Source organism: Variovorax saccharolyticus (assembly GCF_030316765.1).
GTDB lineage: Bacteria > Pseudomonadota > Gammaproteobacteria > Burkholderiales > Burkholderiaceae_C > Variovorax > Variovorax saccharolyticus.
Map to the genome: position 1 here is coordinate 33,400 of NZ_JASZYT010000006.1, position 22,312 is coordinate 55,711.

The 22,312-nt window shown below is 68.0% G+C and carries 23 protein-coding genes and 6 tRNA genes; 10 read left to right on the top strand and 19 right to left on the bottom strand.

All coding sequences use genetic code 11. From position 1 onward, the window contains the following. The first annotated feature begins 179 nt into the window (after positions 1 to 179). Complete coding sequence (gene priA, locus QTI45_RS18640) at positions 180 to 2,279, top strand: replication restart helicase PriA (protein WP_286655501.1); 2,100 nt, start codon at positions 180 to 182, stop codon at positions 2,277 to 2,279. A 15-nt stretch (positions 2,280 to 2,294) separates the two neighbouring features. Here priA and QTI45_RS18645 read toward each other — a convergent pair whose 3' ends face one another. Continuing rightward, on the bottom strand, positions 2,295 to 2,501 hold the full coding sequence (locus tag QTI45_RS18645) for a hypothetical protein (RefSeq protein ID WP_286655502.1): 207 nt from the start codon (positions 2,499 to 2,501) through the stop codon (positions 2,295 to 2,297). A gap of 204 nt (positions 2,502 to 2,705) precedes the next feature. Between QTI45_RS18645 and QTI45_RS18650 the strand changes: the two genes are divergently transcribed. Next, entirely contained in the window at positions 2,706 to 3,353 is a 648-nt protein-coding gene (locus QTI45_RS18650) for a hypothetical protein (RefSeq protein ID WP_286655503.1), read from the top strand. 1 nt (position 3,354) lies between these two features. On the opposite strand, the gene QTI45_RS18655 is transcribed toward QTI45_RS18650, so the two are convergent. Beyond that, positions 3,355 to 4,374, bottom strand: coding sequence for an AEC family transporter (locus QTI45_RS18655; protein WP_286655708.1), 1,020 nt, complete (start codon positions 4,372 to 4,374; stop codon positions 3,355 to 3,357). 138 nt (positions 4,375 to 4,512) lie between these two features. Between QTI45_RS18655 and QTI45_RS18660 the strand changes: the two genes are divergently transcribed. Genes QTI45_RS18660 through QTI45_RS18675 form a run of 4 tightly spaced genes read left to right on the top strand, consistent with a single transcriptional unit; the run spans position 4,513 to position 8,946 of the window. Next, positions 4,513 to 6,615 carry an ATP-dependent helicase gene (locus QTI45_RS18660; RefSeq protein ID WP_286655504.1) on the top strand — a complete coding sequence of 701 codons (2,103 nt, stop codon included), beginning with the start codon at positions 4,513 to 4,515 and terminating at the stop codon, positions 6,613 to 6,615. An 11-nt stretch (positions 6,616 to 6,626) separates the two neighbouring features. Then, positions 6,627 to 7,100, top strand: a complete 474-nt coding sequence (locus QTI45_RS18665; RefSeq protein WP_286371940.1) for a hypothetical protein — start codon at positions 6,627 to 6,629, stop codon at positions 7,098 to 7,100. Further along, positions 7,097 to 8,239: a phospholipase A gene (locus tag QTI45_RS18670; protein ID WP_286371941.1), complete on the top strand. Its 1,143-nt coding sequence runs from the start codon at positions 7,097 to 7,099 to the stop codon at positions 8,237 to 8,239. The genes QTI45_RS18665 and QTI45_RS18670 overlap by 4 nt, the downstream gene beginning before the upstream one ends. A gap of 35 nt (positions 8,240 to 8,274) precedes the next feature. Further along, complete coding sequence (locus QTI45_RS18675; protein ID WP_286655505.1) at positions 8,275 to 8,946, top strand: YceH family protein; 672 nt, start codon at positions 8,275 to 8,277, stop codon at positions 8,944 to 8,946. Between the two features lie 24 nt (positions 8,947 to 8,970). Here QTI45_RS18675 and QTI45_RS18680 read toward each other — a convergent pair whose 3' ends face one another. From QTI45_RS18680 to QTI45_RS18725, 10 genes are all read right to left on the bottom strand, one after another. Continuing rightward, entirely contained in the window at positions 8,971 to 10,191 is a 1,221-nt protein-coding gene (locus tag QTI45_RS18680; protein WP_286655506.1) for an RtcB family protein, read from the bottom strand. Positions 10,192 to 10,220: 29 nt separating this feature from the next. After that, positions 10,221 to 11,246, bottom strand: coding sequence for a Clp protease/crotonase-like domain-containing protein (locus QTI45_RS18685; RefSeq protein ID WP_286655507.1), 1,026 nt, complete (start codon positions 11,244 to 11,246; stop codon positions 10,221 to 10,223). Positions 11,247 to 11,319: 73 nt separating this feature from the next. After that, complete coding sequence (locus tag QTI45_RS18690; protein WP_286371945.1) at positions 11,320 to 11,892, bottom strand: HNH endonuclease; 573 nt, start codon at positions 11,890 to 11,892, stop codon at positions 11,320 to 11,322. A gap of 47 nt (positions 11,893 to 11,939) precedes the next feature. Beyond that, positions 11,940 to 12,013: transfer RNA gene (locus QTI45_RS18695), tRNA-His, on the bottom strand. A 5-nt stretch (positions 12,014 to 12,018) separates the two neighbouring features. Then, positions 12,019 to 12,195, bottom strand: coding sequence for a short-chain dehydrogenase (locus QTI45_RS18700; protein WP_286371946.1), 177 nt, complete (start codon positions 12,193 to 12,195; stop codon positions 12,019 to 12,021). 25 nt (positions 12,196 to 12,220) lie between these two features. Further along, a tRNA-Asp gene (locus tag QTI45_RS18705) sits at positions 12,221 to 12,296 on the bottom strand. Positions 12,297 to 12,302: 6 nt separating this feature from the next. Next, positions 12,303 to 12,378 (bottom strand) — tRNA-Pro (locus QTI45_RS18710). Positions 12,379 to 12,390: 12 nt separating this feature from the next. After that, a tRNA-Glu gene (locus QTI45_RS18715) sits at positions 12,391 to 12,467 on the bottom strand. Positions 12,468 to 12,480: 13 nt separating this feature from the next. Next, a tRNA-Leu gene (locus QTI45_RS18720) sits at positions 12,481 to 12,557 on the bottom strand. Between the two features lie 368 nt (positions 12,558 to 12,925). Next, a complete protein-coding gene (locus QTI45_RS18725; protein ID WP_286371947.1) occupies positions 12,926 to 13,120 on the bottom strand; it encodes a hypothetical protein in 195 nt (64 codons plus the stop codon). Between the two features lie 131 nt (positions 13,121 to 13,251). Between QTI45_RS18725 and QTI45_RS18730 the strand changes: the two genes are divergently transcribed. The 4 genes from QTI45_RS18730 (at position 13,252) to QTI45_RS18745 (ending at position 15,318) form a co-directional block, all read left to right on the top strand. Next, positions 13,252 to 13,635, top strand: coding sequence for a hypothetical protein (locus QTI45_RS18730; protein WP_286655508.1), 384 nt, complete (start codon positions 13,252 to 13,254; stop codon positions 13,633 to 13,635). Between the two features lie 293 nt (positions 13,636 to 13,928). Further along, a complete protein-coding gene (locus tag QTI45_RS18735; RefSeq protein WP_286371949.1) occupies positions 13,929 to 14,282 on the top strand; it encodes a hypothetical protein in 354 nt (117 codons plus the stop codon). An 88-nt stretch (positions 14,283 to 14,370) separates the two neighbouring features. After that, positions 14,371 to 14,988, top strand: a complete 618-nt coding sequence (locus tag QTI45_RS18740; protein ID WP_286371950.1) for a type IV toxin-antitoxin system AbiEi family antitoxin domain-containing protein — start codon at positions 14,371 to 14,373, stop codon at positions 14,986 to 14,988. 69 nt (positions 14,989 to 15,057) lie between these two features. Continuing rightward, on the top strand, positions 15,058 to 15,318 hold the full coding sequence (locus QTI45_RS18745; RefSeq protein ID WP_286371951.1) for a hypothetical protein: 261 nt from the start codon (positions 15,058 to 15,060) through the stop codon (positions 15,316 to 15,318). A 643-nt stretch (positions 15,319 to 15,961) separates the two neighbouring features. Here QTI45_RS18745 and QTI45_RS18750 read toward each other — a convergent pair. From QTI45_RS18750 to QTI45_RS18780, 7 genes are all read right to left on the bottom strand, one after another. Then, positions 15,962 to 16,195, bottom strand: coding sequence for a hypothetical protein (locus QTI45_RS18750; RefSeq protein ID WP_286371952.1), 234 nt, complete (start codon positions 16,193 to 16,195; stop codon positions 15,962 to 15,964). Positions 16,196 to 16,431: 236 nt separating this feature from the next. Further along, a tRNA-Phe gene (locus QTI45_RS18755) sits at positions 16,432 to 16,507 on the bottom strand. A gap of 18 nt (positions 16,508 to 16,525) precedes the next feature. Then, positions 16,526 to 17,221 carry a response regulator gene (locus QTI45_RS18760; RefSeq protein WP_286371953.1) on the bottom strand — a complete coding sequence of 232 codons (696 nt, stop codon included), beginning with the start codon at positions 17,219 to 17,221 and terminating at the stop codon, positions 16,526 to 16,528. 75 nt (positions 17,222 to 17,296) lie between these two features. After that, positions 17,297 to 19,621, bottom strand: coding sequence for a sensor histidine kinase (locus tag QTI45_RS18765; protein ID WP_286371954.1), 2,325 nt, complete (start codon positions 19,619 to 19,621; stop codon positions 17,297 to 17,299). Next, positions 19,618 to 20,196: a DUF4390 domain-containing protein gene (locus QTI45_RS18770; protein ID WP_286371955.1), complete on the bottom strand. Its 579-nt coding sequence runs from the start codon at positions 20,194 to 20,196 to the stop codon at positions 19,618 to 19,620. Before QTI45_RS18770 ends, QTI45_RS18765 begins: the two co-directional genes overlap by 4 nt. Positions 20,197 to 20,230: 34 nt before the next feature. After that, positions 20,231 to 21,595: a 16S rRNA (cytosine(967)-C(5))-methyltransferase RsmB gene (gene rsmB, locus QTI45_RS18775; protein ID WP_286371956.1), complete on the bottom strand. Its 1,365-nt coding sequence runs from the start codon at positions 21,593 to 21,595 to the stop codon at positions 20,231 to 20,233. A gap of 52 nt (positions 21,596 to 21,647) precedes the next feature. Then, on the bottom strand, positions 21,648 to 22,235 hold the full coding sequence (locus QTI45_RS18780) for a LemA family protein (protein WP_286371957.1): 588 nt from the start codon (positions 22,233 to 22,235) through the stop codon (positions 21,648 to 21,650). Positions 22,236 to 22,312 lie beyond the last annotated feature (77 nt).

Consider the following 22,312-nt stretch of genomic DNA (forward strand, 5'->3'; position numbering starts at 1 on the left):
TTTTTTTGCGGGCATTCCAGCGGGAGCCTTGATTTTCAAGGGCTGGCGACGTGTCTGGCCCTGATATCAACAAAGTTATCCACAGAAACTCTGGATGTCCCGCAAAGCGCTGAAAAATCAACGACTTAAGCCGTTTTGCTCCACTTCTCTTTAACAAACCTGCCTAGCGGGAAACTGCCTTGAGTTGGTGCATCGAGGTCGCCGTACAGGCTCCGGCCCACAGTGCACTAGGGGATGTACTTAGCTACACATGTCCCGTGTCTGTGGCGCCGGGCGCACTGGTGCGGGTGCCGCTGGGCCGCCGCGAGGTGCTGGGCGTGGTCTGGGCGGCGCACGCGCCCGATGCCTGGACGCCGCCGGCCATGGCGCTCAAGCCGGTCGCCGGCGTGCTCGACGCCTTGCCGCCGCTCGGAGACGCCTGGCGCGACCTGGTCGCGTTCGCGGCCCGCTATTACCAGCGCTCGCTCGGCGAGATCGCCCTGGCGGCCCTGCCGCCGCAGCTGCGGGACCTGAGCGCGGCCCAGCTGGCGCGGCGGCTCAAGCGCCAAGGCCCTGCGACGCGCGCCCCAGGCACCGACGCCGCCACGCCCGCGGTGGCTCCGACCGCCGAGCAAGCCGCGGCGCTGGCCCGCATCGAGGCCGAGGCCGGCCCCTTCCTGCTGTTCGGCAGCACCGGCAGCGGCAAGACCGAGGTCTACCTGCGCAGCGTGGCCGCGCTGCTCGAGCGCGAGCCGGCGGCCCAGGCTCTGGTGATGGTGCCCGAGATCAACCTGACGCCGCAGCTCGAAGCCCGCTTCAAGGCGCGCTTCGGCGCCGATGCGGTGGTCTCGCTGCACAGCGGCATGACCAACCCCCAGCGGCTGGCGAGCTGGCTGGCGGCGCACGGCGGCGCCGCGCGCATCGTGCTCGGCACCCGGATGGCGGTGTTCGCCTCGATGCCGTCGCTGCGGCTGATCGTGGTCGACGAAGAGCACGACCCGAGCTACAAGCAGCAGGAGGGCGCCCGCTACTCGGCGCGCGACCTGGCGGTGTGGCGCGGCCGGCGCGAAGGCGCCAAGGTGATCCTCGGCTCGGCCACGCCGTCGCTCGAGAGCTGGCACCGCAGCCGGCCGGCCGGGGACGGGGATGCCGGCGGCAGCTACCTGCGCCTGGCGATGCCCTCGCGCGTGGGCGCCGGCGCGCTGCCTGCGGTCCGGCTGGTCGACATGAACCTGCAGCCGCCAAAGACCGTGCTGTCGGGCGCGCTGCTCGACGCCATCGGCCAGCGCATCGCGCGCGGCGAGCAGAGCATGGTGTTCCTGAACCGGCGCGGCTACGCGCCGGTGCTGGCCTGCGGCGACTGCGGCTGGAAGAGCGAATGCCCGCACTGCAGCGCCTACCGCGTGTTCCACAAGATCGACCGCACCCTGCGCTGCCACCACTGCGGCTTCACCGAGCGCGTGCCGCGCGCCTGCCCGACCTGCGGCAACCCCGACATCGCACCGGTCGGCCGCGGCACCGAACGGCTCGAGGAGCACCTGGGCGAGTTGTTCGCGGCGGTCCGGCGGCCCGACGGCAGCGCGGTGCGCATCGCCCGCATCGACGCCGACAGCACGCGCAAGCAGGGCGCGCTGGAGACGCAACTCGCCGCCGTGCACGCCGGCGAAGTCGACGTGCTGGTGGGCACGCAGATGATCGCCAAGGGCCATGATTTCCGCCGCATCACGCTGGTCGCGGCCGTCAACCCCGACGGCGCGCTGTTCTCCAGCGACTTCCGCGCGCCCGAGCGGCTGTTCGGCCTGCTGATGCAATCGGCCGGCCGGGCCGGCCGCGATGCCGCCTACCTGGCGGCGCAGGAGTCCACCGCCGAGATGTGGATCCAGACCTTCCACCCGCAGCACCCGCTGTTCGCGGCGCTGCGCCGGCACGACTACGCGGTCTTCGCCGAAGGGGAGCTGAAGGAGCGCGTGCCCGCCGGCATGCCGCCGTTCGCCTTCCAGGCCCTGCTTCGGGCCGATGCACGCACGCAGGAAGCCGCTCAAGCCTTCCTGAACGCCGCCAGTTCGGCGGCCGATGGCCTGCCGGGCGCGGAACGGGTCACGCGCTATCCGGCGGTGCCGCTGACGATCCAGCGGGTGGCGAATGTGGAGCGGGCACAGATGCTGATCGAGAGCGGCTCGCGCGCCGCGTTGCAGCGCCTGCTGGCGCAATGGCAGCCGCTGCTGCACGAACTGCGCCGCCAGCCCGAGGGGAAGGGCGTCATCCGGTGGTTGGTGGACGTGGATCCGCAGAGCATCTGAGGCCCTGCCGCAGACTCACAGCAGACCGACCGGCTCCTTGCCCATCTCCACGTACTGGAGGCCGGAGCGGCGACGCCGCACGGCGCCGGGCAACAGGAAAAGCAGAGGGCTGGGCAAGACAGCCGCCAGCGCGGCGCCGGTTCCGAGCGAACCGGCGAACCACAGCCAGCCGACGGCAGCCAGCCACACCATCCACAGCACCCAGCGCGTCCAAGTCGTCATGCCACTCTCCCGGTTCAGGTACCCACTTTAGCAGCGCTTCTGAATACAGAAGCATTAGTCAAAGGCCATAGTTAACACTATCCGCTTCGTTCATGCTCGGCTGTAGGAAATACTCTGCAACAACAGTTGACTAAGCGCCGACAGACTGCCCAAGCTACGGATTGCGGGAATGCTCACCCCGGGCCCCCGCGAAAGGCACATTTCGTGAAGACGCTCTCAGGGACTCTCTGTGGCCTTCTCCTCTTGGGCATGGCGGCCGGCGCAGCGTCGGCCGACCTGGAACTCGAAGGCCATCGGCTGGTGGTCAGCGGCATGCTCGACGGCAGCGCGATCAAGGATTTCGAGTCGCATCTGGCGGGCGGCCAGGTTCGCACCGTGGTCTTCGAGAATGCGCTGGGCGGCTCGGCCGAAGTCGCTGCCGACTATGCCCGCGCGATCCGGGAGGCCGGCGTCAATACCGAGGCCAAGGGCCAGTGCCAGGCGGCCTGCGCCTATGCCTTCCTGGCGGGCAAGGAACGCCGTTTCGGCCGCGGCTTCCAGGTTCACGCGCTGCTGATTCCCGTGGCCGGCCGGCCGCGAACCGCGGACCTCGCCGGCCGCTGGCGCGGCGAGGGCGCCCAGCGCACGCTGGCCGAATTCACCACGCGGTCCAGCGAAGCCCCGGCGGTCGACGAGCCGATCCCCAAGGACCCGTGGCAGCCGAACCAGGGCGTGCTGTTCACCTCGGCGCCGACCTTGTTCGGCAGGGTCTCCAACACCTTCTATTGCGACGGCACCCAGGGGCGCGACCTGTCGCGCTGCGAACTGCTGTCCGACGCTGATCCGCACAAGCTCGGGGTCCTGACGCCTTAGGTCAGAGCCTCGGGGCCAGGGCCGCCGCCAGGGGAAAGGTGAAGAAGGCCAGCACGGTGGTCCAGAGGATGATGCGCGCGATGCGTCCGTTGTCGGCGCCGAAGCGCTCTGCCAGCATCGAGACGTTGCTCGCGCTCGGCAGCGCGGCGGCCAGCACCAGCGCCACCAGGGCCGGGCCGCTGATCGGCAGGCCGAGCGCCGCCACGCCGCGCGCCAGCAGCCACACCAGCAGCGGATGCGCCACCAGCTTGATCGCGACCACCGGCAGCACCTCCGCCAGAGCTGCCTGCGGCGGCGGGCTGCCGGCGGCGCTGCCCAGCGCCTGGGCGACCGCCGCGCTGGCGCGGTGCTCGCGCGCCAGCATCGCCGAGCGGGCCAGTACCGCGCCGATCGTGAACAAGGCCACCGGCGAGGCCGCTTCGGCCAGCATCGCGACCGTCCGCTCGATCGGACCCGGGAGCGTGAAGCGGGTCGCCGAGGCCAGCACGCCCAGCAGGATCGACCAGGGCATCGGGTTCTGGACGATGCCGCGCAGCGCCTGCCGCAAGGCCTTGGCGGCGCCGTGCCCGTCGGCGCCATCGAGCCGCGACAGCGCGATGCACAGCGACGACGTGACGACCATGTCGAAGGCCATGGTGATGATCGTGGTCGATGCCGCCGGGGCGCCGAGGATCGCCACCAGCAGCGGCACGCCCATGAAGCCGGTGTTCGGAAAGGCGGCCACCAGCGCCCCGAAGGACGCGTCGTTCCAGCCGATGCGCCCGCTGCGGCTCAGGGCGACCGTGGCGCCGACCACGATCAGCGCGCTCAGGCACCAGACCAGGGCGACGCCGCCATCCAGCAGCTGGCCGATCGGCGCCCGGGCGCCGAAGCGAAACAGCATGCAAGGCAGCGCGAAATAGAGCACGAAGGCGTTGAGCCCCGGAATCGCGGCCAGCGGCAGCAGGCCGCCGCGGGCCGCAGCATAGCCGGCGGCTATCAAGGCGAAGAAGGGAACGGTGACGAGGAATATCTGCAGCACGCGGCGATTGTGCTTGGCGCGGCCGGCGGTCATGGCGCGCGGGCGCCGGCGAACACGCCCTAGCACACTCCGGCGAGCCTTGGCGCGCGATGCCCCCCGTATCATTGGCCGTTTGCGCCTTCCGTTCCCGCACCCTCCATGTCTTCCGGTCTCAATCTCGCGCAACAAGAAGCGGTCAACTACATGCACGGCCCCTGCCTGGTCCTCGCCGGCGCGGGCTCGGGCAAGACGCGCGTGATCACGCACAAGATCGCGCGCCTGATCCAGGCCGGCCTCGAACCCAAGCGGATCGCCGCGATCACCTTCACCAACAAGGCTGCCTCCGAGATGCGCGAACGCGCCAAGGGGCTGATCGGGCGCGATGCCAAGCAGGTGGTGGTCTGCACCTTCCACGCGCTGGGCGTGCGCATGATGCGCGAGGACGGCGCGGTGCTGGGCCTGAAGCCGGCCTTCAGCATCCTGGACAGCGACGACGTCACCAAGATCCTCAAGGACGCCGGCGGCACCACCGATGCCGCCACCGCGCGGATCTGGCAGTGGACCATCAGCAAGTGGAAGAACATGGGCCTCAACGCGGCCCAGGCCGAGGCCCAGGCGGCCGACGACAACGAGCGCATCACGGCCCGCATCATGGCCCGCTACGAAGAACGGCTGGCGGCCTACCAGAGCGTCGACTTCGACGACCTGATCGGCATGCCGCTGAAGCTGCTGCAGCAGCACGACGAGGTGCGTGCCAAGTGGCAGGCGGCGCTCGGCCACGTGCTGGTCGACGAATACCAGGACACCAACGCGACCCAGTACGAGGTGCTGAAGGCGCTGGTCGGCGAGCGCGGCCGCTTCACCGCGGTGGGCGACGACGACCAGTCGATCTACGGCTGGCGCGGCGCCACGCTCGACAACCTCAAGAAGCTGCCGGTCGACTACCCGAACCTCAAGGTCATCAAGCTGGAGCAGAACTACCGGAGCACCAGCGCGATCCTGCGCGCCGCCAACAACGTGATCGGCCCGAACCCGAAGCTGTTCCCGAAGACCCTGTTCAGCGAACTCGGCGAGGGCGAGCCGGTGCGCATCGTCGATGCCGACAGCGAGGCCCACGAGGCCGAGCGCACCGTGGCGCGCATCCAGAGCCTGCGCGCCGGCGACGCCACCGCGCAAGGCCCCCAGCACAAGGAGTTCCGCGACTTCGCGATCCTCTACCGCGCCAACCACCAGGCCCGCGTGTTCGAGCAGGCGCTGCGCAAGGCGCAGATTCCGTACAAGGTCTCGGGCGGCCAGAGCTTCTTCGACCGCGCCGAGATCAAGGACCTGTGCGGCTGGTTCCGCCTGTGGGTCAACAACGACGACGACCCGGCCTTCCTGCGCGCCGTGACCACGCCCAAGCGCGGCATCGGCCACACCACGCTGGCCGCGCTCGGCACCTTCGCGAGCCAGTACAAGCTGAGCCTGTTCGAGGCCCTGTTCAGCCCCTCGCTGCCGAGCGTGATGCCCAAGCGGGCGCAAGAGGGCCTGCATGAGTTCGGCCGCTACATCAACGATCTCGAATATCGCGCCCGACGCACCATGGGCGCCGAGGACGCACGCGCCTTCCTGGGCGAATGGCTCAAGGAGATCGACTACGAGAAGCATCTCTACGACGGCGAGGACAGCGAGCAGCTGGCAGCCAGCCGCTGGACCAACGTGATGGAGTTCTGCGACTGGATGTCGCAGCGCTGCGGCGGCACGATCGACGACGCCTCCGGCGCCACGGTCGAGAGCGAGCGCAAGAGCCTGCTCGAAGTGGCGCAGACGATCTCGCTGCTGTCGACCATCAGCGAGCGCGAGCAGGACCAGAACGTGGTCACGCTGTCGACGCTGCACGCCTCCAAGGGCCTCGAATGGCCGCACGTGATGCTGGTCGGCGTGACCGAGGGGCTGCTGCCCTTCAAGCTCGACGACGACGGCGGCCGGCAGGAAAAGATCAGCGATGACACGCTGACCCGGCTCCAGGAAGAGCGCCGCCTGATGTACGTGGGCATCACGCGGGCCCAGCGCAGCCTGGCGGTGAGCTGGACCAAGCGGCGCAAGAAGGGCCGCGAGATGGTCGCCGCCCAGCCGAGCCGCTTCATCGCCGAGATGGCGCTCGACAAGAAGACCGCCAAGGAAGATCCGCGCGAGAAGCTCAAGGCGCTGCGCGCCGAATTCGCGCGCAAGGTGCAGGACAACGCGGCCGCCGCTGCCGCCGCGGCCGCCTCCGCGCCATGAGGCGGCTGCGGATGGCCTGGCTGGCCGCCGGCTGCGTGGCCTCGGCCGGCGTCGCGGCACAGCAGGCGCCGGCAGCTTCGACGGCGCCGGCCGCCCAGGCCTGCCCCGCCAGTGCGTCGGAGCTGCCGCTCGAGGCGCTGTTCGGTACCTGGGAAGCCCGCATCGAAGGCCTGAAAGGCGTGGCAAAAGTCAAGCTCGACCAACATCCCGACTACGCCGGCGTGCGCGGCACAATCTCGCGGGGCGGCGAGGGCCGGGAGGGCACGCCCGCCACCGTGTCGCAACTGGCAGGCGATATCGACGAGGACGGCATGCTGAGCCTCGACGAATCGCTGGACGGCCGCGCCATCAGCGGCGTCTGGTTGGGCGCGCTGCAGCCGGCCTCTTGCGGCCGCGAGTTCAAGGGCGTCTGGCGCGATGCCGCGAACGACAGCACCCATCCCTTCGTACTGAACAAGACTGGCAACTCGGCAACCGATCGATGAACAAACGCATTCTTTTCTTCACCGCTCTCGTCACCGGAATCGGCGCCGCCGGCGTCCAGGCCCAGGCGGTGGACAAGCCGTCCAGCCCGCTGGCCGACTCGGAACTGACATGGCAGCAGTGCCAGCGGCTCGCGGGCAGCGGCAACAACGAGGCACGGCTCGCCTGCTTCGACCGCTGGGCCCAGCAACAGACCTTGCCCGGCACCTCGGTGCCGGTGGCGCCGCCGGTGCTGGCCGAAACGCAGCCGCCGGTGGACGCCACGATCCCGGCCACGCGCGTGGTCACGGTCGCCACCGAGGACGGCTGCCGCGACCGCCAGTACTCGCCGCTGTCGCGCTTCTGGGAGCTCGAGGCCGGCAGCAACTGCGGCACGCTCGGCTTCCGCGGCTACCGGCCGCTCAGCGTCGGCATCGGCGTGGCGGCCAACGATCCCGAGACCGCCACCTCGCCGGCCATCGGCCGCACAGGCGTCGACCGGCCCTACCAGGCACAGGACATGCGCATCGGCCTGTCGCTGCGCACCAAACTCGCGCAAGGCCTGCTCACCGGCGACGACCCGGTCAAGAAGGACGGCCTCTGGTTCGCCTACTCGCAGGCATCCACCTGGCAGGTGTTCAACAGCGAGCTGTCGCGGCCTTTCCGCACCACCGACCACGAGCCGGAGTTCATCTACAGCTACCCGACCGATTTCGATCTCGGCGGCGGCTGGCGCATGCGCTACGCCGGCCTGGGCCTGGTGCACCAGTCGAACGGCCAGGACCTGCCCTACTCGCGCAGCTGGAACCGGGTCTACCTGATGGGCGGCGCCGAGCTGGGCGACAAGTTCGTGATCACCGGCCGCATCTGGAGTCGCATATCCGAGAACGCCAACGACGACGACAACCCCGACATCACCAAGTACCTGGGCCACGCCGAGGTCCGCGGCGCTTGGCAGGTCGACCGCCTGAACCAGGTCGGCGTCACGGTGCGCGGCGGCAAGGGGTCGATCCGGCTCGAATGGTTCAAGGCGATCGGCGATCCGGTCAAGAGCAACCTGCGCATCCAGGCCCAGCTGTTCCACGGCTACGGCGACACGCTGGTCGACTACAACCGCAAGCGCACGGTGTTCAGCGTCGGCTTGGCGCTGGTCGACTTCTGAGCCGGGGCGGGCGCGGCGGCGACGACAATGCCGTCATGACGCCCTCCCCCATGCCCACCCTCTCGCTGCTCGAAACCCGCGTGCTCGGCGTGCTGGCCGAGAAGCAGCGCACCGTTCCCGACAGCTACCCGCTGACGCTCAATGCGCTGGTCGCGGGCTGCAACCAGAAGACCAGCCGCAACCCGATCCTGGAAGTGACCGACGCCGAGGCCACGGCCGCGCTGGACAGCCTGCGCGGCTACAGCCTGGTGTCGGAGAGCAGCGGCGGTCGGACCTTCCGCTACGCCCACAACATCGACGGCGTGCTTCGCATCCCCTCGCAGTCGATCATCCTGCTGACCGTCCTGATGCTGCGCGGCCCGCAGACCGCGGGCGAGCTGCGCATCGCCTGCGACCGGATGCACAACTTCGCCGACATCTCGGCGGTGGAAGGCTTCCTCGACGAGATGGCGGAACGCCCGGCCGGCGCGCTGGTCGTGAAGCTGGCACGGCTGCCGGGTGCACGCGAGAGCCGCTGGGCGCATCTGCTGAGCGGGACGCCGGCGGAGGATGCGGCGAGTCCGTCGGCGGTCGCCGGTGGCAGCACCGATGTGTCGCTCGGCGAGGTGGCGGCGCTGAAGGCCAACGTGGCGCGGCTCGAGGGCGAGGTCGCGAGCCTGAAGGCGCTGGTCGCGCGCATCTGCTCGGAGCTCGGGATCGACGGCTGAGAAGGCCCGAGCGCCGCGCGGCGCTCAGCCCTTCACGCACACCACCTGCTTCAGGGTGTGGACGACCTCGACCAGGTCCTGCTGCGCCGCCATCACCGCATCGATGTCCTTGTACGCGGCCGGCGTCTCGTCGATCACGTCGCGGTCCTTGCGGCATTCGACGCCTTCGGTCGCGGCGCGGTGGTCGGCCAGCGTGAAGCGGCGCTTGGCCTCGCCGCGGCTCATCACGCGGCCGGCGCCGTGCGAGCAGCTGTCGAAGCTGTCGGCATGGCCCTTGCCGCGCACGATGTAGCTGCGCGCGCCCATGCTGCCGGGGATGATGCCCAGCTGCCCGGCCTTCGCGCTGACCGCGCCCTTGCGGGTCACGTAGACGTCCTGGCCGAAGTGATGCTCCTTCTGCACGTAGTTGTGGTGGCAGTTCACCGCCTCGACGTGGCTCTGGAAGCTCTTGCGGACCACCGTCTTCGCGGCCTCGATCACGCGCCGCATCATCACTTCGCGGTTGACGGCCGCGAACCTCTGCGCCCAGCCCACCGCGCGCACGTAGTCGCCGAAGTAGCGGCTGCCTTCCTCGAAATAGGCCAGGTCGCGGTCGGGCAGGTTCACCTGCTGGCGCATCGCATCCTGCTTGGCCAGCTCGATGAACATGGTGCCGATGAAGTTGCCGACGCCGCGCGAACCCGAGTGCAGCATGAACCAGACGAAGCCCGCTTCGTCGAGGCAGACCTCGATGAAGTGGTTGCCAGAGCCCAGCGTGCCCAGGTGCTGGATGTGATTGGTCTTGGCCAGCTTCGGGTAGTCGCGGCACAGCGCGGTGAACTCGGGTTCGAGCTGCGCCCATGCGGTGTCGACCGAGCCCGGCGTCTTCTGCCACGCGCCGGGATCGCGTGCGCCCGGCTTGCGGCCGTGCGGCACGGCACGCTCGATGGCCGAGCGCAGCGGGCCCAGGTTGTCGGGCAGGTCAGTGGCCACCAGCGTGGTCTTGCAGGCGATCATGCCGCAGCCGATGTCGACGCCCACCGCGGCCGGGATGATGGCGCGCAGGGTCGGGATCACCGAGCCCACGGTGGCGCCGATGCCGACGTGCACGTCGGGCATGGCCGCGATGTGCCTGAAGACGATCGGCAGGCGCGCCGCATGGCTCAGCTGGCGCCGGGCCTCGTCTTCGACCGGCACGCCGCGCGTCCACATCTTGATGGGCACGCCGCCACCGACTTCTTCCTCGATGTAGTTGCTTTCGTTCATGGTGAATCTCCTTGTGCGGACGTCGCACATCAAGCCACGTGCAGCTCGCCGCGTCGCAGGCGCGAGCCGATGCGTTCGATGCGGCGCCAGCCGCTGTTGTCGTTGAGGGTGATCCAGCGCCGCTCCTCGGAACGGTAGAACCAGTCCTTGTCCTGCTGGTAGTACACCTGTGCGCCGCTGGCTTCCCAGATGTTGGCGATCTCGTTGCTGTGCGCGCGCTGCTCGTCGAAGTCGGTGGTGGCCTTCTGGCCCATCTCGCTGTAGAGCGCGTTGAGCTGCAGCAGCAGCGCGGCGACCTCGGCCGGCATGCGCTCGGCCGCCAGGCCGATCTTCACCGCCTCGTCCAGCAGGATCGGGTAGTTGTGTGAAGGGTACTTGCCGTTGAGTGCGCCCGCAATCGCCTCGGCCTTGGCCGCGTCGGCGACGTGGTAGGCCAGCAGTTCGCGGCACAGCATGATCGACAGCGACTCGGCCCGGTCGACCGCGCCGATCACCAGCGGATGCACGTACTGGAACAGCGACTTGTAGGCGTTCTCGGGCACCTCGCCTTGCTGCTCGCGCCACAGGCGGATCACGCGCTGCAGCTCGTCCAGGCTGACGCCGACGCGGTCGTTGTCCCGGTCGACCGGCGACAGCGAGTGGTTCAGCGAAGTGTCGACCGCGGTGAGATAGGCTGTCGGGCCCATCAGGATCTGGTCCGCGCCAAGCGCCACCATGGTGGCGGCCGACGCGCACTCGAGCGGCACCAGCGCGACCAGCCGCCGGCAATGCTGCCGCAGCAGGTTCACCAGCCGCAGCGACACCTGGCCGCTGCCGCCGCTCGACTTCAGGAACAGGTAGATCACCTCGTGTTCTCCGAGCCGCTGCAGCACGTGGTACATCGCGACCACGTCGCTGTGGCACACCGAGCCGCGCGGGCCGTTCCAGTAGGCGATGAGCGGCGCACCGAGCTGCTCGGCCAGCTGCGCGATCAGCGCCTGCGTCTTGCCGAACAGCACCGGAGGTTGCTTGATCTTGACCGGCACCTCGATGGCCGGGAGTTGTTCGTTCTTCATGTTGTTCTCTTTCAGTTGATGGGGGCTGCTCAGCGCAGCCTCGGACGCCGTGGCACCCGAGCCGCGACAAACGTCAGCTCAGGCGCGATCCCTTCGGCAGGCGCACGGCCAGCCACTCGTGCACGTCGGCGCGGATCGGCCGGCCCTCGAGCAGGAAGCCCTCGAAACGGCTCGGCACGTACGGCAGGTAGACCAGCGGCATGCGCGCCTCTTCCGGCGTGCGGTCGGCCTTGCGTCCATTGCACGCGCTGCAGGCGGCGACGAGGTTCATCCAGGTCCAGCGGCCGCCGCGCGATTCGGGCACGATGTGCTCGCACTGCAGGTCGCGCTCCGCGAAGCGCTGGGCGCAGTAGCCGCAGGTCATGCGGTCGCGGCGCAAGAGCTTGCGCTTGCTGAAGGCCGGTGCAACGTCGAACAGGTTGACGCGCGAAGCGCCAGTCAGCGCGATGATGGGATGCACGTCGATGACCGACTGGCGACCGCGCGCGACATTGAAGCCGCCGCGCAGCGTGGCCAGCGGACCCTCGCCATCGACCCATGCGACCGAGCCCGTGGCCACGTGCAGCGCCGCGTGCTCCAGCGAGATCCACGCCTGCGGCGTGCCCTGGATGTCGAGTTGCAGCACGTGGCTGTGGTGTGGGTGCATGGGTGGCCTCCTTTCGTGGCCGGGTCGGGGGAAAACGCTTGAATGAATGGGGTGCACGAACGGAATCGAACCGTCGTCAACGGGATCACAACCCGCGGCTCTGCCATTGAGCTACGCGCACCATGATCACCACTCGCCGAGTTCTCTCACGCGTTGGTCGAGATCCATGCGCCCGAGGCGATCCGGCGCTTGCCGGCGGAAAATCAGGGCGCCGAGACGCCTCGCCACGGCGAGAGCCAGCGGATCGCGCGGCTTGGCTGGCCGCACGACGATCGTGCGAATCGGGGTGTTGCGTCTGCGCATGGCGGCTCCTGTGATGACGTTGAATTGGCGTTCCGCAGGGGAGTCGAACCCCTGGCTTCCTCCTGGACAGGGAGGCACTCTGGCCACTGAGTTAGCGGAACAAGGTCTGGTCCGTGCGGCAGGTTTCGAACCTGCGGCCTCGTGCTCCCAAAGCACGCGCGCTGCCTGCTGCGCCACACACGGGAAAACTGAAGATGGCGTCTCGTGCGGGGGTCGAACCCGCGATCTTCGGGATGAAAGCCCGATGTCCTTGGCCACTAGACGAACGAGACGAAAAGAGAAAGTTGGTGCCCCAGGGGAGAGTCGAACTCCCAGGATTCCGCTTCTGAGGCGGACACGTCTGCCGGTTCCGTCACCGGGGCTTGAATGATCCATTTCGGTTGTGGCCTCACGCGATGGGCAACGCGTCGCGCGCGCTGCCCCGTCGACATCGCTGCACAGGGGTGATCGAGCCCCTGCACATCCCGCCAGGCCGTCCACGCGGCTGATCCCTGGCGGTGGGGTGAAGTCACACCCGAAATGGAGCGGGCACCGGGCGCAAGGCCCGAGGTCCGCATCTTGCGAAGCGGCGATCCGGTCCAGTGTCCGGTCGCGCCTCGCGGCAAATTCTTAAAGAGCATCCACCGGGGTTGAACCTCGGTGCGTGCAGCGCGATCACTGCAGAAAAACAAAAAGGCCCGGAACCTTTCGGTGTCCGGGCCTCTGCAATAGAGAGCTTCGAGGTACGCGCCTACGCGCTCCCTCCACCCGGTGGCACTTGATCCTCATACGCCTTGGCCCACAAGCTGGCTTGCGTGGCGTGCATGGGGTTCAGGCGCAGATCGAATTTCGACGGCAGGTTGCCGAGGTCGTGGCACGACGAGACGCGCACGAACGTCCGGCCCGATGCGGGTCGAATGCTGGTGTGGCTCAGGGATGCGTTCACGTTGGTTCCTGCTTGCGTTGATGAAATTCGTGCGGCTCGTGCCGCGAAGGAAGTGGACTGTAAATAGTCTTTACTGTGACGTCAACAGGCTCGACAATCTTTTCCTGTCTCGTTGTTGTTGTTTTTGAACAGTGCTCCCTCTCACCGTCCTCCGTCGCCGCAATGCGCTGCTGCTCCATCGGCGCTTTCTCGAACAGGCGATCGCCGCCGGCCTGCCGGCCAAGGGGCTGGACCAGGCCTTCGCGAAGAAGCTTGAGATCTCGCCCAGCATGTGGAGCCAGATCAAGAGTTCGCGGCCCATCGGCGACATCCTGGCGCGGCAGATCGAGCGGCACTGCGATGTCGATGCCGGTTGGCTCGACAGAGAGGACCTGGTCGCCGATGCGCCGGATCCGGCGGAGGAGCGCTTCATCGCTGCTGCGCGGCAGGCTTGGCGGGGGGCCAATGCGAAGGGGAAGCGGGAGCTGAGTCGCGCGCTCCGAGCAATCACGCTCGGACAAGCGCCATTGCCTTAGCCTCGTTGAGGCCCCTCAGCCCACGCCCTGTACTGCGCCCGTCACGTCAAAAAAGAGGCGTGATCGGGTTTGACAGCCCGTGCAATCACTGCGGACCAAAGCCGCAGTTCAATCACGCAGGACCTGCGGCTTTTTCGTTCGCGCCTCCATTTTTGGCGGCTCGGACGGGAGGGCGCGAGCCCTGCCGGTTTCACGCAAGTGGTTGCCCGGTCTGTCAACCCGTTCGAGCTGCCGCCCTCGATTGACAGCGAGTGCGGCGGTTGCAGCAAAGCGCAATCACTTGGAGGTTTCACATGGCTGATTCCGCTCCTGCATTCGCGCCATCTCCCCAGCGTTCCACGTCTCGCAGCATTCGCGATCCAGTCGCCACCGAGGCGCTCGCACCGCGCCCGAACAGCGCAGCATCGCTCGCCTTCAAGGCGCAAGCCGAACTGGACCACCTGTGCGACGTCCAACTCGCCTACGCTTGCATCGAACAGCTGCTCGATCCGGACCGCTCGAGTGACGACGAGGAGATCCAGATCCACGCCACGCGCAGTCAGTTCAGCGCCCTGTTGAGGCTGCTCAACGGGGAGTTGAAGCAGCGTGTCGAGTCTGTCGATGCCGCGCTGCAGTCGGTGCGCGACGTCTTGAAGAGCGGTGCCTGACAGGCACTTCCTCCGGTTGACCCAGACGTGGCGTTCCGTTATTTATGCAGTTGTTGATTTTTATATAAAAAAAGCAACATACTGCGACATGGCCAGCCACTCCCAAAGCACCCAGGAAGACGCCATCCTCGCGCTAGCAGCAGAGCACCCGCTGCTGCGGGCACGCGAACTGCGCGAGCACGGGCTGCCGACGATCGCACTCAGCCGACTGGTGGGCGCCGGCAAGCTCGAACGCGTCGCTCGCGGCGTCTACAGCCGGCCGGGGCGCGCAATCAGCGAGCATCGCTCGTTGGCCGAGATTGCGCTGCGCGTCCCGCGCGGTGTGGTGTGCCTGCTGTCGGCGCTGCGCGTGCACGGGATCGGTACGCAAGCCCCCTCCGAGGTCTGGCTGGCCCTTCCGTCCAACGTGCCCGCCCCACGCATCAACCAGCCGGCCCTGCGCGCGATCCGCATGTCCGGTCCGGCGCTCACCGAGGGCATGGAGCATGTGCTGATCGACGGCGTGCAGGTTCCAATCTTCAACGCTGCGAAGACCGTTGCCGACTGCTTCAAGTACCGCAACAAGATCGGCCTGGACGTGGCCCTCGAGGCACTGCATGACGGCTGGGCGCAGCGCAAGCTGACCATGGACGCGCTCTGGCACCACGCGAGCGTCGATCGGGTCGCCAATGTGATGCGCCCCTATCTCGAAAGCATCACCCTATGAGCCGCAATGTCGCCGCGTCTGTTCGAGCGCGCCTCAAGCAGTGCGCGGACTCGTCAAGGGAGAATTTCAATGCTCGACCTCAACGGCGAGAGAAACGACGCCGCCACAGTAGAGGAACTCTGGGACGCAGACACTGCCGCGGTGAAGGCGCCCGAGCCAACGACGTTCGCTGCCTTCATCGCCTGGCTGACGGCCCGGGGCGCGCAGCGCCGGCTGATCGCGCTGATGGCGGAATTCGGCGCGATGGCAGGTTCGCGCCGCATCGAGTTCCTGCACCTCACGCTGCCGCAGATCGACAGCATCGCTGGCGGGATCCGGACCATACACTGACACCGGTCTTGCTTCGACCTGGCAGCGAGCGATAGAAGACAAGGTGATCGCGCGCCGGTTCACCTTTCACGAGCTGCGGGCCTACTACACCACGCAGCACAAGGCTCAATATGGCGCGCTGCCCGAGATGCATGCGGAAGCGAAGACAACGGCGCTAGGGTACGACCGATCGCGAGTATCGGTCGGAAAGGTCTCTAGGGCCACTCCAAGTGGAACCGGCGCCGGGGTCCGTCAATCGTGAGCATGAGCGTGCTCAGCACATCTCGACCCAGCAAGCCGTCGAATCCTTCGTTGTGAAACTCCCGCCCCAGCACCTCTAGCGCACGGATGTGATGAGGTCTGTCGCCGAATCCAGGCGCGCAAATGCGAAGACTAGCGCCGTAGGTATTGCACGCCGCCCCGGTCACGTCAGTAGTGATCGTCCGAACCGGCGCGGCGCCGCTCACGGGGATGTTCAACGATCGCATGTGTATCTCTGCGACGGTTGTGGTATCCGCCCCCGTGTCTATCAACATCTGCACGGTAATCGGTGGAGGGATGTTCATCCCTTGGGACATCATCCATTTCTGGAGCGGCTCGCTCAGACCGACCTGGACGTCCACGATAGGCCCACGGGCGCCGAATGGACCTCGGATAGCCGGCACTAGCCTAGATCGCGAGTGAAATGAGCGGCAGCAAGATCCTCGGTCACCTTCTTGACGAAGAATCGCTCAAGTCCGAATTTTTGATATGCCCAGTCGAGCGCGCCCTCGTAGGTTCTCGCGTAGTGAACTGGGTCAGCGCCTCGAATAACCACAAACTGGCCGTCATGCTTTGTCAGCATCTCAGGCAACCGTGCGCAATAGGTCTGAAACTCCGTCTGGAGGTCAACCGTCATAGCGACTTCCGAAACCGTTCATGTGATCTCCTCTTGGCAAGTTGTAAACCGGCTGCCCACAAGGTTATCCACAGCCACCGCACTGAATCTACATCCAGCAGGGAGCCAAATCAATCAGAGATTTCGCCGCACCATCACGATCATTGCTTGCATGCCGCGAAATAGACGAATTCCCACGACGGGAATAAAACGACAAAGGCGCTACAACTTTGAAAGTTGTAGCGCCTTGTGAAATATGGTGGCCTGGGGCGGAATCGAACCACCGACACGCGGATTTTCAATCCGCTGCTCTACCAACTGAGCTACCGGGCCAAGGTGTGCAGCCTGCGATTATACAGCGCTTCTGCGCCCTCTGGAAAGATCGACGCCAAGTTGCTTGAGTTTTCTGTACAGATGGGTGCGCTCGAGGCCGGTCTTCTCGGCCACTCGGGTCATCGAACCGTTCTCCATCGCCAGGTGGAACTCGAAGTACGCCTTCTCGAAGCCGTCGCGTGCATCGCGCAGCGGGCGGTCGAGGTCGAAGCTCTGGGTCGATTGCGGGCCGAGGTCGGCCGCCGGCATGATCGGTGCCGCCGGCACCAGGCTGGTGTCGCCGACCGTGGTCACGACTGCAGCAAAGCTGCTCGCAGGCGGGACCACGCTGGCGGCCGCGCGGCGGGCGCTTTCGCGGGCCAGTCCCTGCTCGACCGCCTTCAGCAGCTTCTGAAGCGTGATGGGTTTCTCGAGAAAGGCGAAGGCGCCGATGCGCGTCGCATCGACCGCGGTGTCGATGGTCGCATGGCCGCTCATCATGACCACCGGCATGCTCAGCAGGCCGGCCGCCGACCACTCCTTGAGCAAGGTCACGCCGTCGGTGTCGGGCATCCAGATGTCGAGCAGGACCAGGTCGGGACGGGCCCGCTGTCGCGCGGCACGGGCCTCGGCCGCGTTCTCGGCGAGTTCCACGTTATGGCCTTCGTCATTGAGAATTTCGAAGAGCAGGTCCCGGATGCCCAGCTCGTCGTCGACCACGAGGATGTTTGCCATGTGTGCTTGAGTTGTGCGCGTTGTAGTTAGAGTGATCGGTCCGTTTGACGGTCCACTGCCGCGCGCCGCGAGCGCTCAGGTGATGGATGACTTCGAATCTTCGGTGTGAGCGGCCGCTACCTGCGGCTGCGCTGCAATCGCGAATGATAACGAGACTTGTGCACCAGCCACAGCCCCATCGGCCATGCGGTTGGAAAGTTCGATCCGTGCGCCGTGCTCGTCGGCGATCTTCTTGACCACCGCCAGGCCCAGCCCGGTGCCCTTGGCCTTGGTCGTCACGTAGGGTTCGAAGGCCCGTTTGAGGATGTTCTCGGCGAAGCCAGGTCCGCTGTCCTGGACCGTGAGGCGCACCCGCTGGCCGGATTCGGACAGGCGCGTGCGGATCACGACCTCGGCCGCCTGGCCGGTGCGCCCGGCGTTGGCCTCGGCCGCATCCTGCGCGTTCTGCAACAGGTTGTGAATGACCTGCCGGATCTGCTGCTCGTCGCCGCGGATCGGCGGGCAGCGCTCGTCGAACTCGGGCCGCAGCGCCACGCGCGCGTTCTCGGCCGGATAGAGATGCAGCACGTCCAGGATCAGACCATTCAGGTCGAGCGGCCGGAGCTCGGCCGCAGGCAGCCGCGCGTAGTCGCGGAATTCGTTCACCAGCCGCTTCATCGCATCGACCTGGTCGACGATGGTCTTGACCGATTTGGTGAGGATCGCCTGCTCGGGCTGGGCCACCTTGCCCGACAGCTTCATCTCGAGCCGCTCGGCCGAGAGCTGGATCGGCGTCAGCGGATTCTTGATCTCGTGCGCCAGCCGGCGCGCGACCTCGCCCCAGGCCTGCGCCCGCTGGGCCGAGACGATCTCGGAGATGTCGTCGAACACCAGCAGCCGCTCGGCGCCGGGCAGTTCGGCCCCCCGGGCCACGATGTTGATCGCGTCCTGCCCCATGGCGTCGCCGCCGGCGTGCAACTCGAAGGCGTGCTGCCAGTGGTCGAGGCCGTGCTGGAGCCGCTCGACCTCGAAGTCGTCGAACTGCTGCTGGACGTTCTGCGCGAACTCGGCCAGCCCCGGCACCTCGGACAGCTGCTGGCCTTCGAAGGCGGCCAGCGGCGCCCGCAGCACCCGCGTCGCGCCCGGATTGGTCGAGCGGATGAAGCCGCGGGCGTCCAGCACGATCACGCCGGAGGTCAGGTTGTCGAGGATGGTCTGCAGGTTCGAGCGGGCGGCATCGAGCTCGCCCATGGTCTTCTCGACCGCGCCGCGCGCATCGGCCAGCTGCTGCGTCATCATCGCGAAGGAGCGCGTGAGGCCGCCGAGCTCATCGCGCCCCTGCAGCACCGCGGTGGGCCGCAGGTCGCCGCCGGCCACCTGGCGCACGCCGTCGGCCAGCACCAGCAGCGGCCGGGCCAGTTGGGTGCCGAACAGCACGGCCAGCAGCACGGCCCCGAAAACCGCCAGGAACAGGGTCAGCGTCAGCGTGCCGATGTACATGCGGCGCAGGCCCTCGCGCGCCAGCGCCCGCTCCTGGTACTCGCGGTTGGCCTCCTGCACGGCCAGGGCGTTGCTCACCACGGCCGGCGGCAACGGCTGGGTGACCTGCAGGAAGCGCGGCTCGGTGTTGAACTCGAAGCCCTGGCTCTGCACCAGGGCCAACGCCCTGACGCTGGCGACCGGTGCCGGCGCGCCGGGGTTCGGCGTCTCGTCCAGGCCCTCGATGTGTGCGATCGCGCGGTCTGCCCGCACCTGGCGCAGCTGCTGCTGGCTCGGGCGTTCGGGGCTGAGCTGGAAGCGCGACGCGCCCGCGCTGGCCACCAGCTGGCCGCTGCCGGTCCAGAGGATGACGTCGGTGGCGCCCAGCTGGTCGCGGATGCGCTCCAGCACCAGCCCGGCGCGCGTGTCCGGCACGTTGGCCAGCTGCGCGCTGGCGGTGCGTGTCTTGCTCGCGAGGTCGTCGGCCAGCGAGTCGAGCGTGGCGCGCCCCAGGTTCAGGCCGGCGTCGAGCGCCCCTTCGACCTTGACGTCGAACCAGCTCTCGATCGAGCGAGCGACGAACTGGTAGGAGACCACGTACACCAGCAGGCCCGGCACCACGCCGACCAGCGCGAAGATCATCGCCAGGTTGATCAGCAGCCGGCTGCCGAACTTGCCCTGCCGCAAGCGCCGCAGCAGGCGGAAGGCGACCCAGCCGATGACGATCACCAGCACCGTCGCCACCACCACGTTGATGCCGAACAGGCGGGCGTAGTTGCGCTCGTAGAGAGCCCGGTTGTTGGTCGCCTGCGCCAGCAGGAACATCAGCACCAGGCCGATCGCCGTGACCAGGGCGGCCACCACACCGATGGCCCAGCGGATGGCGCGCGAACGCCGCGCCGCCGGCGACGCCCGCGGCGCAACCCGCGGGTCGGTGCTCACTTCGCCTTCTCCAGGGGAAGCCGGGCGCTCTTCTCGATCGCGATGTTCCAGTCGCTCTGGCCGACCGCGCCGATCTGGAACGGACGCGGCAGCTGCGAGGTGTCGAGCCGGAAGCGGAAGCTCACCGGATGGGTGGCGTCGTCACCGATGTCGGCCACCTCGCCCAGCCGCAGCCGGCCGACCCGGCTGATGGCCTCGAGGGCATCGGCGAGGGTGTCGAAGTTCTGGTTCAGCGAGACGCCGAAGCCGGAATTGGTGATGGGAACGGGAGACACGTTGAGACGCCATCGGCGGGTCAGGGGCTGGTAGGCGAGCCGCATGTAGCGTGCCGCCTGGGCTACTTTGAGATCGGTCCAGTACCAGCGTTCCCGGTACACCTCGGCCTCGGCGACGAAATAGATCGCGATCCCCTTCTCGAGCACTTCCTCGACCACGCCCGGCAGTTCGAACTGCACCTGGGCCGTGAGGTAGACGCCGTCGTCCGCCTGCTCGAGCCGCAGCTGGGTGATCGCGGGGCTGCGCGAATCCGCTAGGGCAGCGCCCGGCAGCCATGCCGACAGCGCCCAGACGAGCATCAGGAACGCGGCCAGCCGAGCCGGCCAGCGCCTTTCAGCGTGGCAGCTTCTCGAGCAGCGCGTAGAAGAAACCGTCGTGATCACCCAAGGCATTGTCCGGGACACCGCGCGCATTCACCCCGCTTTGGGGTAGCAAATGCCCCGGCGAAGGCAGCAAACGGCCGTCGGTGTTGTGTTCAAGGAACGCCCCGATCTGGTGCGCGCCCTCCTCCAAAAACACCGAACAGGTGCAATAGAGCAGGCGGCCGCCCGGCCGCACCAGCGGCCAGAGGGCGGCGAGCAACATCGCCTGCTGGAGCGCCAGTTGCTCGATGTCGCTTTCGCGCCGCAGCCAGCGCACGTCGGGATGGCGGCGCACGATGCCCGAAGCGGTGCAAGGGGCGTCAAGCAGGATGGCGTCGAAGGCCTGGCCATCCCACCAGTCGGACGGCCGCGAGGCGTCGGCGACGAGGACCTTGGCGGCCAGGCCGAGCCTGGACAGCGTCTCGTCGATACGCCGGCTGCGGGCGGCGTCGACCTCCAGCGCAGTGACCTCTATCGCCACGCTGCCGGCGGCCTCGAGCAGGTGCGCCGTCTTGCCGCCCGGCGCCGCACAGGCATCCAACAGCCGCAGCGGCGCGCCTTGCCGCGGGGCCAGCCCGGAGAGCAGCAAAGGGGCCGCGATCTGCGCGGCCGCATCCTGCACCGAGCATTCGCCTTGGGCGAAGCCGGGGATCTGGGCCACCGGGCGGGCCCGCTCGAGCTGCAGGCCGCTGGCGCCAACCGGCAGCGACTGCAGGCCGGCGGCCGCCAGGCCCTGCCGAAACGCGGCGACGCCGGTCTTGCGCAGGTTGACGCGCAGGGTCATGGGCGCCTGGTTGTTGTCGGCCGTCAGCACGCGCTGCCAGTCGCGCGGATGCTGGCGCCTGAGCCGCTCGATCCACCAGCGCGGATGGTTCCACTGCGCGACCGGTTCGCGCTCGGTGATCGCGACCAGTTCGTCACGTTCCCGCAGGAAGCGCCGCAGGCAGGCATTGATGAAGCTGGCCTGGGCCCGGGTGGCCGGATTGCGCTTGGCGGCCTCGACCGCCTGGTCGACCAGCGTGAAGGGCTCGTAGGGCGAGCGATCCGCGTCCCAGGCCAGCGCCAGCGCCGTGCAAAGCAGGGCATCGGCAGCCGGGGGCGGGGTGCGCTTGGCCAGTTGGCGGCGCAGCGCCTCGGCCCGGCCGAGCCAGCGCAGCACCTGGAAGCCGAGCGCCTGCACACCGGGCCGGAGGCCCGGCTCGACGGCCTCGAAGGCGACCGAGCCCGACACGCCGCCACGGATCGATGCGAGCGCCGAGGCGGTGAGCTGCAACTGGCGCCACAAGGGCGGCGAGGTCTGCGGCGAATCTGAAAGGGAATCTGAAGGATCTGACAACTTGGGTCGATGGTAACGGCGCTGGAAAAGGAAAGGCGGCAGGCGCGCCGGGTCAGCGCAGCGGGGCCGCCGGACGCAGCTGCATGATCCAGGCCACCAGCAGGGCAGGAAACTGGCCGATCGCCGCGTTGTACTGCGCCACCGCCAGATTGAACTGGCTGCGAGCGATCTCGGCCGCCGCGGAGGGCTCGGGCCAGGCGATCGGCGTGCTGTCCGGCCCCGGCTCGTCGACGCCGTTGAGGGGCACCGGCCGCGACAGCGTGCCGTCCGCCTCGAAGCTGACGACCGCCTCCGGGTGCAGATGCTGCCAGGCGGCCAGCAGCACATGCAGCGCGGTGGCCAGTGCCGCGATCCCGGCCGGGTCGAGCGGCCGCAGCCGCGTGGCGGCCAGCAAGGTCGCGAGCTGGCCGGCCGCGGCCCGCAACGACACGCCAGCGTGTGGCTCCACGGATGCCGGCGCAGCCGTGTCGGCCTCCGCCGCGCGCGCCAGCACGAACTCCAGCTGCCGCACCAGCGCGGCGTCGAGCGTTGCATAGGCCTGCAAGGCGAGCGAGCGCAGCCGCACCAGCCGGTTGTAGGCACCGACGAACCAGAACAGCGCGAGAGCGCCGCCGATCCAGAACGGCAGTGAATCGGGCATTCCGCTCATCGCGCGGGCCTCAATGAAAAAGCCCCCGATCCGCAGGCGGAAAGGGGGCTTTGCAATCCGGTCATGGC

What these genes read in the sequence shown, in the direction of transcription:
- QTI45_RS18690 (WP_286371945.1), bottom strand. Translation starts at nt 11,892, where the DNA reads ATGCACCCACACCACAGCCACGTGCTGCAACTCGACATCCAGGGCACG.
- QTI45_RS18660 (WP_286655504.1), top strand. Translation starts at nt 4,513, where the DNA reads ATGTCTTCCGGTCTCAATCTCGCGCAACAAGAAGCGGTCAACTACATG.
- QTI45_RS18745 (WP_286371951.1), top strand. Translation starts at nt 15,058, where the DNA reads ATGCTCGACCTCAACGGCGAGAGAAACGACGCCGCCACAGTAGAGGAA.
- QTI45_RS18680 (WP_286655506.1), bottom strand. Translation starts at nt 10,191, where the DNA reads ATGAACGAAAGCAACTACATCGAGGAAGAAGTCGGTGGCGGCGTGCCC.
- QTI45_RS18685 (WP_286655507.1), bottom strand. Translation starts at nt 11,246, where the DNA reads ATGAAGAACGAACAACTCCCGGCCATCGAGGTGCCGGTCAAGATCAAG.
- QTI45_RS18770 (WP_286371955.1), bottom strand. Translation starts at nt 20,196, where the DNA reads ATGCTCGTCTGGGCGCTGTCGGCATGGCTGCCGGGCGCTGCCCTAGCG.
- QTI45_RS18700 (WP_286371946.1), bottom strand. Translation starts at nt 12,195, where the DNA reads ATGCGCAGACGCAACACCCCGATTCGCACGATCGTCGTGCGGCCAGCC.
- QTI45_RS18760 (WP_286371953.1), bottom strand. Translation starts at nt 17,221, where the DNA reads ATGGCAAACATCCTCGTGGTCGACGACGAGCTGGGCATCCGGGACCTG.
- QTI45_RS18735 (WP_286371949.1), top strand. Translation starts at nt 13,929, where the DNA reads ATGGCTGATTCCGCTCCTGCATTCGCGCCATCTCCCCAGCGTTCCACG.
- QTI45_RS18670 (WP_286371941.1), top strand. Translation starts at nt 7,097, where the DNA reads ATGAACAAACGCATTCTTTTCTTCACCGCTCTCGTCACCGGAATCGGC.
- QTI45_RS18780 (WP_286371957.1), bottom strand. Translation starts at nt 22,235, where the DNA reads ATGCCCGATTCACTGCCGTTCTGGATCGGCGGCGCTCTCGCGCTGTTC.
- QTI45_RS18665 (WP_286371940.1), top strand. Translation starts at nt 6,627, where the DNA reads ATGGCCTGGCTGGCCGCCGGCTGCGTGGCCTCGGCCGGCGTCGCGGCA.
- QTI45_RS18675 (WP_286655505.1), top strand. Translation starts at nt 8,275, where the DNA reads ATGACGCCCTCCCCCATGCCCACCCTCTCGCTGCTCGAAACCCGCGTG.
- QTI45_RS18750 (WP_286371952.1), bottom strand. Translation starts at nt 16,195, where the DNA reads ATGACGGTTGACCTCCAGACGGAGTTTCAGACCTATTGCGCACGGTTG.
- QTI45_RS18645 (WP_286655502.1), bottom strand. Translation starts at nt 2,501, where the DNA reads ATGACGACTTGGACGCGCTGGGTGCTGTGGATGGTGTGGCTGGCTGCC.
- QTI45_RS18740 (WP_286371950.1), top strand. Translation starts at nt 14,371, where the DNA reads ATGGCCAGCCACTCCCAAAGCACCCAGGAAGACGCCATCCTCGCGCTA.